The organism is Kitasatospora sp. NPDC056138 (genome assembly GCF_042264695.1).
Taxonomy (GTDB): domain Bacteria; phylum Actinomycetota; class Actinomycetes; order Streptomycetales; family Streptomycetaceae; genus Kitasatospora.
The window spans coordinates 119,733-129,951 of the sequence record NZ_JBHJVK010000014.1; the positions used below are offsets into that span (position 1 = coordinate 119,733).

Below are 10,219 nucleotides of genomic sequence, written 5' to 3' on the forward strand. Positions count from 1 at the left end.
GTCGGCCTCCCCCTGGGGCCCCCCCGCCGCCCCGGCCGGGGGGCCGGGGCCCAACCCCGCACGCCCCGGGGCCGCCCGTGCGCATGACCGGGCCCTTCGCACCCGCCGGCTACGCCGCAGGTCCTACGCCCGGGGCCGCATGCCCGGCACACCCGGGCGGCGGTAGCGTGGGGCACATGACCGCCGACCAGCCCACACCTGCCTGCGACCCCAGCCTCGGCGGGATCGAAGCGGTCAGCACCGCCGTCCTCGCGATGAGCCGCCACCTCGAAGTCCGCGAGGTGCTGCGCCGGATCACCGCCTCCGCCCGGCAGCTGCTCGACGCCGAGTACGCGGCCCTCGGCGTGCCCGACGACCACGGCGGCTTCGCCCAGTTCGTGGTGGACGGCGTCACCGACGAGCAGTGGAAGGCCATCGGGCCGCTGCCCCGCCAGCACGGCGTGCTCGCCTCGATGCTCCACCGGCTCGACCCGACCCGGCTCGCCGACGTCCGTCTGGCCCCCGACTTCGAGGGCTGGCCGGACGCGCACCCCGACATGAAGGACTTCCTCGGGATGCCGATCATCGACGACGACGAGGTCCTCGGCGCGGTCTTCCTCGCCAACAAGCGCAGCCCGGCGGGCCGGGCCCGCGGCTTCACCGAGCGGGACGAGGAACTGCTGCGGATCCTCGCCGCGCACGCCGCCATCGCCCTCGGCAACGCCCGCCTCTACGAGCGCAGCCGTGAACTCACCCTGGCCGGTGAACGCGCCCGGATCGCCCACGACCTGCACGACGCGGTGTCCCAGAAGCTCTTCTCGCTGCGTCTCACCGCCAAGGCCGCCGCCACCCTGGTCGACCGCGACCCGGCCAGGGCCAGGGCCGAACTCGCCGAGGTGGCCCGGCTGGCCGCCGAGGCGGCCGACGAACTGCGCACCGTGGTGGTCGAGTTGCGCCCGGCCGCACTGGACGAGGACGGCCTGGTGGCCACCCTGGCCTCGCAGGTCCAACTGCTCGACCGGGCCCACAGCGCGGCGGTCCGGTTCACCAGCCAGGGCGTCCGGACGCTGCCCGCAGGCCAGGAGGCGGCGGTGCTGCGGGTCGCCCAGGAGGCCCTGCACAACGCCCTGCGGCATGCCGACGCCCGCCGGGTGGAGGTCACCCTGACCGCGACCCCGGGCCGCGGCGCGGTGCTGCGGGTGGTCGACGACGGACGCGGCTTCGACCCCGACTCCGTCCGGCGGGCCGGACGCCACCTCGGCCTGGTGTCGATGCGCGACCGGGCGTCGGCCGTCGGCGGCACACTGGTGCTGGAGTCGTTCCCCGACAAGGGGACGGTCGTGGAGATGGAGGTACCCGGTGCCTGACCTGTCGTCGGCGATCCGCGTCCTGTTGGTGGACGACCACCAGGTGGTCCGGCGGGGCCTGCGGACCTTCCTCGAGGTGCAGGACGACATCGAGGTGGTCGGCGAGGCCGCGGACGGCGCGGAAGGCGTCGCGCGAGCCCAGGAGCTGCTGCCGGACGTGGTCCTGATGGATCTGAAGATGCCGGGCGTGGACGGCATCGAGGCGCTCAAACTGCTCAAGGAGCAGGGCAGTACGGCCCGGATCCTGATCGTCACCAGCTTCACCGAGCACCGGACCATGGTCCCCGCCCTGCGGGCCGGCGCGGCCGGCTACGTGTACAAGGACGTCGACCCCGAGGCGCTGGCGGGGGCGATCCGCTCCGTCCACGCCGGGCACGTCCTGCTCCAGCCCGAACTGGCCGAGGCGCTGCTGTCCGGCGACGGCCCCCGCACCCCCCAGGGCCGGGGCGGCACCCTCACCGAACGCGAACGCGAAGTGCTGGGCCACATCGCCGACGGCCGCTCCAACCGGGAGATCGCCCGCACGCTCCACCTCTCCGAGAAGACCGTCAAGACCCACGTCTCCAACATCCTGATGAAACTCGACCTCGCCGACCGCACCCAGGCCGCGCTGTGGGCCGTCCGCAACGGCGAGGCCTAGGGCGGTCCCCGGTCGTGGAACCGCGGCCCCGGGCGTGCGGGGAACCGCGCGAATCGGCAGGGGCCCGTCCGGCCGGCTCCGGACCGGGGTGCACGGCCGCCGCCCCCCGAGCCCGGCGCCGCCGGATTCGCGCAGCGCCCCGCCCCGAGGGCACACCGGAGCGACGCCGAACGGCCGGGCGTCAGCCGCGGGGCTCGTCCACCAGGGAGTTGTAGGCGGCGACCTGCGCGCGGCGGGCCGTCTGGACCAGCGGGGCCAGCACCTCGCGGCGGGCGGCCATCTCGGAGGCGCTGACCGCCGCCCCGTGACCGCGCAGGGCGATGGCGAGCAGCGCCGAGATCTGCCGGGCCGACTCCAGGACGCGGACGGCGCGCGGCGAGTACCCGGGCGCGAGCAGCTCCGCGTGCCCCCGCCGCCGGTACGCCTCCAGCGCCCGCAGCGCCTCGGGCCCGGCGCCCGCCACGTCCAGCCGGGTGAGCAGCAGCGTCGCCTCCCGCAGGCCGTCCGCGAGCTCGCGCTCGGCCTCGTGCAGCGAGGGCACCCCGGCCGGCGGGCCGTCGTCGACGGTGCCGCAGCGCCAGAGCACCCGGACCGCCTGGTCGCCCGCCGGCCCGTACACCTCGATCTCGGGGACCAGCCCGATCGGCAGCCCGACCGCCAGCACCGCCTCGCCGACCCCCATCGCCCGCGTGTTGAACTCGGCGGGACCGGTCAGCCCCAGCGGGTGCCCGGCGTCGGGCAGGGCCAGCCGCAGCCCCCTCGCCCCGAGGGCACGCAGTCGCCCGAGCGCCCAGGTGAGCCCGTGCTCGTCCCCGTCGGCGTCGCCGGGCAGCCCGGTGACCCGGTGGGTCTCGTCCTCGCCGAGCACCGCCGCGGCGGCGTTGTCGGGCGGGACGAGCCCGGCGAGCAGGGCGTTGCCCCAAGCGGTCAGGCGCCCGGAGCGCGGTTCTTCGTACGGATTGTCGGCAGGTGTGGCGAGCATCCGGCCAGCCTACGGAAAACTCGGCCATCCGCGTGGCGTAGGTTTGGGGCTGTGCTGCGTGCGGCGCGCCCCTCCCAGCCTTACCCGGCGGCCGGAGCGGGTTGCCCGCTCGCACCGACTGTCGACACGAGTGGACCGCACCCCGAGGACCTTTCGCGCAGGTCCCACGGACGGCCGAATCTGCATTGGGGAAGGCGTAGGCATGAGCGACGTGCTGGAGCTGGTGGACGTATCCGTGGTCCGGGAGGGGCACGCGCTCATCGACCAGGTCTCCTGGTCGATCTCCGAAGGTGAGCGCTGGGTGATCCTCGGCCCGAACGGTGCGGGCAAGACGACCCTGCTGCAGGTCGCCTCCACCTACCTCTTCCCGAGCACCGGCACCGCCGCGATCCTCGGCGAGAAGCTCGGCGCCGTGGACGTCTTCGAGCTGCGCCAGCGGATCGGCCTGGCCGGCGCCTCGATGATGGACCGGTTGCCCGCCGACCAGACCGTGCTCCAGGTCGTGCTGACCGCCGCGTACGGCATGACGGTCAGCTGGCGGGAGCAGTACGAGACCACCGACGAGCAGCGCGCCATGGCGCTGCTGGACCGGCTCGGCATGGTGCACCTGGTCGACCGCAAGTTCGGCACCCTCTCCGAGGGCGAGCGCAAGCGCACCCTGATCGCCCGCGGCCTGATGACCGACCCCGAGCTGCTGCTCCTCGACGAGCCCGCCGCCGGTCTCGACCTCGGCGGCCGCGAGGACCTGGTCCGTCGCCTCGGCGCGCTGGCCCAGGACGAGTACGCCCCGGCGATGGCGATGGTCACCCACCACGTCGAGGAGATCGCCCCCGGCTTCACCCACGTCCTGATGATCCGTCAGGGCAAGGTGCTGACCGCGGGTCCGATCGACACCGAGCTGACCGCCCGCAACCTCTCGCTCTGCTTCGGCCTGCCGCTCACCCTGGAGCGGCGCGGCGACCGCTGGACCGCGCAGGGCCTGCCGCTCGGCTGAGACCGGGCATCGGGACAACTGAATCGGGCCGAACCGGGACCGGTCGTACGCACGACCGGTTTCCGCCCATCCACCTGCGGGAACCTACGCCGGAAGAGTCTCCCCGTACCTAGGATGGATCTGTGGAGAGCTGGATTTGGTGGCTGCTGGCCGCCGTCGGTCTGGGCATACCGCTGGTGCTCACCGCGCTGCCGGAGTTCGCGATGTTCGCGGTCGGCGCCGGTGCCGCCGCACTGGCGGCCGGGCTGGGGGCGGGTGTGGTGCTCCAGTTCCTGATCTTCGTCGGGGTCTCCGTCGCACTGCTGGTCCTCGTCCGGCCGATCGCCTACCGGCAGCTGCGCCAGGCACCGGAGATCCGGACGGGGACGGCGGCGCTGATCGGCGCCACCGCGGTCGTCCAGCAGCAGGTCGACGGGGAGGGCGGGCGGATCAAGCTGAACGGGGAGATCTGGTCGGCCCGGGCGCTCCACCCCGGCAGTGTGTACGAACCGGGCCAGCAGGTCGATGTCGTCGAAATCCAGGGCGCAACCGCCCTGGTCGTCTAGGGGAGACTCCGTGGAACCCGTCCTTATCGTGCTGGTCGTCCTGGTCGTGGTGGCCTTCATCGCACTGATCAAGACGATCCAGGTGATCCCGCAGGCCAGTGCGGCCATCGTGGAGCGTTTCGGCCGCTACACCCGGACCCTCAACGCGGGCCTCAACATCGTGGTGCCGTTCATCGACACCGTCCGCAACCGGATCGACCTGCGCGAACAGGTCGTCCCGTTCCCGCCGCAGCCCGTGATCACCCAGGACAACCTGGTGGTCAACATCGACACCGTCATCTACTACCAGGTCACCGACCCGCGCGCTGCCACCTACGAGGTCGCCAGCTACATCCAGGCGATCGAGCAGCTCACCGTCACCACCCTGCGCAACATCATCGGCTCGATGGACCTGGAGTCGACCCTGACCTCCCGCGAGGTCATCAACGCGGGCCTGCGCGGCGTGCTGGACGAGGCCACCGGCAAGTGGGGGATCCGGGTCAACCGCGTCGAGCTGAAGGCGATCGAGCCGCCGACCTCCATCCAGGACTCGATGGAGAAGCAGATGCGCGCCGACCGTGACAAGCGCGCCGCGATCCTCACCGCCGAGGGCTCCCGGCAGGCGGCGATCCTGCGCGCCGAGGGTGAGAAGCAGGCCGACGTGCTCAGGGCCGAGGGTGAGGCCCAGGCCGCCGTGCTGCGCGCCGACGGTGAGGCCGCGGCCATCCGCACGGTCTTCGAGGCCATCCACGACGGCGACGCCGACCAGAAGCTGCTCGCCTACCAGTACCTGCAGACCCTGCCCGAACTGGCCAAGGGCGACTCCAACAAGCTGTGGATCATCCCGAGCGAGGTCGGTGACGCGCTCAAGGGCCTCGGCGGCGCCTTCACCGGTCTGACCGGAGGCAACGGCGCCAGCCCGGCCGCCGCCGCCCCGGCCGCCACCCAGGTGCCGCTCGACCCGGCCGGACGCCCGTCCGTCACCCCGCCCGCCGGGCCGCGCCCGGTGGACACCGAGAAGGGCGCCGCCCGTCCGCGGGTCGAGCCGACCCGGGAGTACCCCACGATCGACCCCGAGTGACCGTCCTGATCCGGCCATGATCCGGCCGTGATCCCTCGACCCGCCCCCGGACCCGTCCGGGGGCGGGTCCGCGTCCGGCGGCCGTCCGGCCCGGTGTGACGTTCGTTCCGGATGCCGGATACCGCTGGCCCTCGCACCGCCCGCTGCTGCAAGATCAGCGCGACAGGGGCGAGCGAGGGGTTCGGACATGACGTTCTGGGAGGGGCTGGCCGTGCTGGCCGCCGGGGTCGGCGCCGGGACGATCAACACGGTCGTCGGTTCGGGCACGCTGATCACCTTCCCGGTGCTGCTCGCCTTCGGCCTGCCACCGGTCACCGCCAACGTCTCCAACACCCTCGGCCTGGTCCCCGGCTCGCTCAGCGGCGCCATCGGCTACCGCCGCGAGCTCGCGGGCCAGGGGCCCCGGCTGCTCCGGCTCGGCACCGCCTCCCTGCTCGGCGGGCTGCTCGGCGCCTGTCTGCTGGTCACCCTGCCGAGCGGTGCCTTCGACACGATCGTCCCGGTGCTGATCCTGCTCGCCCTGGTCCTGGTGGTCGTCCAGCCCAGGGTGGCGCGCGCGATGGCCGCCCGCCGGCGCGACGGCGCCGCGGCCGAGGTCGGCCCGGTGCTGCTCCTCGGGGTCTTCCTCACCGGCATCTACGGCGGGTACTTCGGCGCGGCCCAGGGCGTGCTGCTGATCGCCCTGATGGGCATGCTGCTCGACGACGGGATGCAGCGGCTGAACGCCGCCAAGAACGTGCTCGCGCTGATCGTCAACGGTGTCGCCGCCGTCTTCTTCCTCTTCACCTCGCACCTCGACTGGACGGCCGTCCTGCTCATCGCCGCCGGTTCGGTGCTGGGCGGCCAGATCGGCGCCAAGGTCGGCCGCCGGCTGCCGCCGCCCGTGCTGCGCGGCATCATCGTGGCGGTCGGTCTGATCGCCGTCACCCGGCTGCTCGTCGGCTGACCCGCCGTCGGCCGCCGCTCCGTACCGGACCACTTGAACCAGGAGGCCGTCATGGCACTGGAAATGCGCGAGATCTGTGAGCGCTGCGAGGTGTCGCTGACCGCGCAGGCGGCGGCCTTCATATGCTCCTTCGAGTGCACCTTCTGCCCGGACTGCACCGAGGCCATGTCCGCCGACTGCCCCAACTGCGGCGGTGAGCTGGTGGTCCGTCCGCGCCGGGCGGCCGACCGAGGAGAGGCAGCAGCACCATGAGCAGTGGACGCCCGGCCCTGTTGACCGAGGACGAGATCGCCGCGGGACTCACCGCGCTGCCCGACTGGAGCCGGGAGGGCAACTCGATCGTCCGGACCGTCGAGGCGGCCAGCTTCCCGGCCGCCATCAGGATCGTGGACTCGATCGCCGTGACCTCCGAGCAGATGGACCACCACCCCGACATCGACATCCGCTGGCGGACCCTGCGCTTCGTCCTCCTCACCTACAGCGAAGGTGGTCTGACCAGCCTCGACTTCACCCTCGCCGCCCGGATCGACGAGGCCGTGCGCGCCGAATCCTGAGCCCGGGTCAGCGCCCGGAGCCCAGGGTTCCGGGCGGTACGCCTCCACCGACATGAGATGCTGGCGGCTTGTCGCACGCAGTCGGACGGACGGGACGCATGGCTCAGGACCACTCCGGGACCGCTGGGCAGGAGCCCATCGGGTACGACTACCAGCAGCAGCCCTGGTACCCACCGCAGCAGTCGGCGGCGGCCGGTGACCCTTGGTACGGCGGTCAGCAGCAGCCGTACGCGGGAAGCGAGCAGGGCTTCGCCGAGCACCAGGGCTTTCCCGACCAGCGGGGTTTTCCCGGGCAGCACGGTTTCGCCGAGCACCAGGGCTTCCCGGAGCAGCAGTCCTACGCCGAGCAACAGGGCTTCGCCGAGCAGCACGGACTGCCCGGCCAGCCCGGTTGGGCCGCCCCGAACACCGACCCGTGGCAGACCGGGGCCCAGCAGCAGGAGCCGGGCGGACAGGACGGCTTCTACGCACCCGGCGCGCCCGCCACCGACAACGCACCCTTCGGGACCGCCCCCGCTTACGACCCGTTCGGGACCACCGCGCCCGGCAGCGGCGCCGGTGCCGACTCCGTCTACGGCCAGTACCCGGCCGCCGAGCAGCAGCTGTACGCCCCGGCGGGCACCGACAACGGCTACTACGGCTTCGACCAGCAGCACCCCGCCGACCCGACCGAGCAGCTGCCTCCCGTGCCGGCCTCCGGAGGCGGCGCCGACCCGGACCAGGGCCCGCCCACCGCCGCGTTCGACCCGGCCGCGTTCACCCCGTTCGAGCAGCTCGCCACCACCGCCATGCCCGCCGTGTCCGACGACGCGGCCGGCGGCCCCTCGCCGACCGGGCCCGGCGGTCGTCCCGGGGCGCAGCAGGGCGACCACGGCGGGGACACCGGCCCAGACGGCGGCAAGGGCAAGGGCTCGCTCGCCGACCGCGCCAGGTCCGCCTTCGCCGCGGTCGTCTCGGCCGAGCACGGCCCCGGCCGACGGACCCTCGCCATCCGCGCCGGCGCCGGCGCCGGGGCGGTCCTCGTCCTGATAACGGCCGCCTTCCTGGCCACCGGCGGCAGCAGCGGCAGCGGCAGCGGCGGCGGAGCCACCGAGGACCCGGCCGCCGCCAAGGCGTTCGCGGTCGCCCATGCCAAGGCCTGGACCGCCCAGCCCGCAGCCGCCGGATCGGCCGGCTCCGACGACACCCTGGTCGGCAGCTGGCTGCTCGCCGCCACGGCCGTCCGCGCCGACAGCACCGGCGTGCACGCGTACGCGCTGGCCGACGGCAAGCCCGCCTGGACGGTGGCGCCGCCGGCCGACAACGCGGCCGCCTGCGGCCTCTCGCCCACCGTGAACAGCAACGGCCTCGGCGTCGCCCTGTTCCGCCCGCAGGCCGACCCGAAGAGCCCCTGCACCCTGCTCGCCGCCATCGACACCAAGACCGGCAAGACGGCCTGGACCAAGACCCTCTCGGACACCAAGGACCCGTACTCCGCCCGTGTCGCGGTCAGCGGCGACAAGGTGATCGCGGTCGGCGACGACAAGGCGTGGGCCTGGGCGGCAGCAGACGGCAGCGACGCCTGGCAGTACACCGGCCAGGGCAAGTTCTGCACCCTGTCCGGTGGTGCGAACGGCGACACCGTCCTGCTCAGCAGCAGCTGTGCCGACAGCGACCCGAACATGCAGGCCGTCGCGCTCAACGCCGCCGACGGCAAGGTCAAGTGGTGGCGCGGGCTCAACAACGCTCCGAAGACCGTCACCGTCCTGTCGGCCGAACCCGCCGTGGTCCTCACCACCGGTCAGAGCCCCACCGATGACCGGGTACTGGCCTGGGGTGTCAACGGCGACCCGGCCACCGAGATCCCGGTCTCGGGCAACGGCGGCCGCCTCGACGTCGCCCGGGGCAGCTTCAGCGCGACTCCCGGCGTCTTCTTCCAGGGCCACACCATGGTCACCACGCTGACGCCGGCCGAGGGCAGCCCTGTCGCCGTGACCGCGTACGACCTGAGCACCGGCAAGCCGCTCTGGAAGACCGCGGCCCAGGAGAAGGGCAAGGCCCGCGCGGTCGGCATCGACAACGGCGCGCTGATGCTCGCCGTCGACGAGCGCCTGGACCAGCCCGCCCACCTCAGCCGCTTCGCGCTGACTGGCGGTCAGGAGTCCACCGGTGGCGCGTACCCGCAGGGGACCGGCCTGCTGCTCACCTCGGGCCGGGTCCTGATCGGCGGCGAGAAGGTGGTGGCCGTGCCCGAGCACTCGGCCAACTTCGGTACCGCCACGGCCTTCCAGGCCAAGGGCTAGTCACCGGGCGCCACGACCTCCGGCGCGGTGGGGCTGCCTCGGCACCCCACCGGGCCGGAGGTCCTCGCGTTTTCGGACGGGTGGCGGCCGGACGCCGTCCCGTCGGTCGATCCGATCAGTCAATCCGATCGTTTCCGGGCGCCGGTCGCGGGTGTGGACATATTGTGTGCCCGGACAGTGCGGGATCATCTCCAGCCCGGCGCACTGTCGACACCCTGGCGGCGGCGGTGTCCACGCCGGTCCGCGCGTCCGGGCAGGTGTGGGTGGGGCGGGGCGTCGGTCGACTCGACGGCCCCGGCGAAGCGCTGACTTGGAGCACGTGTGAAAACTGCCCGGATGGTGGGGGCGGCCTCGCTGGCCGTACTGGCTCTGTTCGCCACCGCATGCGAACCCGACGACGGCTCGGCCGGCAGCGCCGCAGGTGCGGGCACCGCTACGAGCGCCACGGCATCGGCATCGGCTACGGCCCCTGCCACGGCCTCGGGCTCGGAGTCGGCCTCCCCGAGCGCCGTGCCGATGCCGAGCAGCACCCCGGAGCAGCCCCGGTCCTCGCCGGCCCACGAGTCGCCGACCACCGTCCGCAAGCCCGAACCCGCGCCGAGCAGCACCGCCGCCGACGAGCCGGAGGCCGCCAAGGCGGCCGGATCGTGCGGGTCCCACACCACCGGGACCTGCGGCTGGGACGCCGGCCGGACGCCCGTCAGCCAGAGCGAGATGGCCGAGTGCAATGACGGCTCGGTCTCGACCAGCGCGACTCCCCAGGGCACCTGCTCGCACCACAAGGGCGTGCGCTACTGGTTCAAGTAGGCCGGTCCCGTTCGAGCAGGACGGTCCCGGCACCGACCGAACCCGGGTTCCCGCGACGCGGGA

Annotated in this window: 11 protein-coding genes; 10 read left to right on the plus strand and 1 reads right to left on the minus strand. The window is 73.4% G+C overall.

What is annotated here, in order from left to right; translation table 11 throughout:
• The first annotated feature begins 176 nt into the window (after window positions 1-176).
• Window positions 177-1,346: a GAF domain-containing sensor histidine kinase gene (locus ACFC1R_RS12590; protein WP_375937032.1), complete on the plus strand. Its 1,170-nt coding sequence runs from the start codon at window positions 177-179 to the stop codon at window positions 1,344-1,346.
• 1 nt (window position 1,347) lies between these two features.
• Window positions 1,348-1,986 carry a response regulator gene (locus tag ACFC1R_RS12595; protein ID WP_375937074.1) on the plus strand — a complete coding sequence of 213 codons (639 nt, stop codon included), beginning with the start codon at window positions 1,348-1,350 and terminating at the stop codon, window positions 1,984-1,986.
• Window positions 1,987-2,167: 181 nt separating this feature from the next.
• Here the strand turns inward: ACFC1R_RS12595 and ACFC1R_RS12600 are convergent, their stop codons facing one another.
• A complete protein-coding gene (locus ACFC1R_RS12600) occupies window positions 2,168-2,968 on the minus strand; it encodes a hypothetical protein (protein WP_375937034.1) in 801 nt (266 codons plus the stop codon).
• 202 nt (window positions 2,969-3,170) lie between these two features.
• Here ACFC1R_RS12600 and ACFC1R_RS12605 point away from each other — a divergent pair, with 202 nt between their 5' ends.
• The 8 genes from ACFC1R_RS12605 to ACFC1R_RS12640 all read left to right on the plus strand — a co-directional run bounded on the left by ACFC1R_RS12605 (window position 3,171) and on the right by ACFC1R_RS12640 (window position 10,156).
• Complete coding sequence (locus ACFC1R_RS12605; protein WP_375937037.1) at window positions 3,171-3,962, plus strand: ABC transporter ATP-binding protein; 792 nt, start codon at window positions 3,171-3,173, stop codon at window positions 3,960-3,962.
• 122 nt (window positions 3,963-4,084) lie between these two features.
• Window positions 4,085-4,507 carry an NfeD family protein gene (locus tag ACFC1R_RS12610; protein WP_375937040.1) on the plus strand — a complete coding sequence of 141 codons (423 nt, stop codon included), beginning with the start codon at window positions 4,085-4,087 and terminating at the stop codon, window positions 4,505-4,507.
• Between the two features lie 10 nt (window positions 4,508-4,517).
• Window positions 4,518-5,567 carry an SPFH domain-containing protein gene (locus ACFC1R_RS12615; RefSeq protein WP_375937043.1) on the plus strand — a complete coding sequence of 350 codons (1,050 nt, stop codon included), beginning with the start codon at window positions 4,518-4,520 and terminating at the stop codon, window positions 5,565-5,567.
• A gap of 187 nt (window positions 5,568-5,754) precedes the next feature.
• On the plus strand, window positions 5,755-6,513 hold the full coding sequence (locus tag ACFC1R_RS12620) for a sulfite exporter TauE/SafE family protein (protein WP_375937046.1): 759 nt from the start codon (window positions 5,755-5,757) through the stop codon (window positions 6,511-6,513).
• 51 nt (window positions 6,514-6,564) lie between these two features.
• Window positions 6,565-6,765, plus strand: coding sequence for a DUF1272 domain-containing protein (locus ACFC1R_RS12625; RefSeq protein ID WP_375937049.1), 201 nt, complete (start codon window positions 6,565-6,567; stop codon window positions 6,763-6,765).
• Window positions 6,762-7,067 (plus strand): 4a-hydroxytetrahydrobiopterin dehydratase, encoded by a 306-nt coding sequence (locus tag ACFC1R_RS12630; protein WP_375937052.1) that lies wholly within the window; start codon window positions 6,762-6,764, stop codon window positions 7,065-7,067. The genes ACFC1R_RS12625 and ACFC1R_RS12630 overlap by 4 nt, the downstream gene beginning before the upstream one ends.
• Before the next feature lie 98 nt (window positions 7,068-7,165).
• Window positions 7,166-9,349 carry a PQQ-binding-like beta-propeller repeat protein gene (locus tag ACFC1R_RS12635; RefSeq protein ID WP_375937055.1) on the plus strand — a complete coding sequence of 728 codons (2,184 nt, stop codon included), beginning with the start codon at window positions 7,166-7,168 and terminating at the stop codon, window positions 9,347-9,349.
• Between the two features lie 321 nt (window positions 9,350-9,670).
• On the plus strand, window positions 9,671-10,156 hold the full coding sequence (locus tag ACFC1R_RS12640) for a hypothetical protein (protein WP_375937058.1): 486 nt from the start codon (window positions 9,671-9,673) through the stop codon (window positions 10,154-10,156).
• Window positions 10,157-10,219: the final 63 nt, after the last annotated feature.

What these genes read in the sequence shown, in the direction of transcription:
- ACFC1R_RS12590 (WP_375937032.1), top strand. Translation starts at nt 177, where the DNA reads ATGACCGCCGACCAGCCCACACCTGCCTGCGACCCCAGCCTCGGCGGG.
- ACFC1R_RS12600 (WP_375937034.1), bottom strand. Translation starts at nt 2,968, where the DNA reads ATGCTCGCCACACCTGCCGACAATCCGTACGAAGAACCGCGCTCCGGG.
- ACFC1R_RS12605 (WP_375937037.1), top strand. Translation starts at nt 3,171, where the DNA reads ATGAGCGACGTGCTGGAGCTGGTGGACGTATCCGTGGTCCGGGAGGGG.
- ACFC1R_RS12620 (WP_375937046.1), top strand. Translation starts at nt 5,755, where the DNA reads ATGACGTTCTGGGAGGGGCTGGCCGTGCTGGCCGCCGGGGTCGGCGCC.
- ACFC1R_RS12625 (WP_375937049.1), top strand. Translation starts at nt 6,565, where the DNA reads ATGGCACTGGAAATGCGCGAGATCTGTGAGCGCTGCGAGGTGTCGCTG.
- ACFC1R_RS12630 (WP_375937052.1), top strand. Translation starts at nt 6,762, where the DNA reads ATGAGCAGTGGACGCCCGGCCCTGTTGACCGAGGACGAGATCGCCGCG.
- ACFC1R_RS12635 (WP_375937055.1), top strand. Translation starts at nt 7,166, where the DNA reads ATGGCTCAGGACCACTCCGGGACCGCTGGGCAGGAGCCCATCGGGTAC.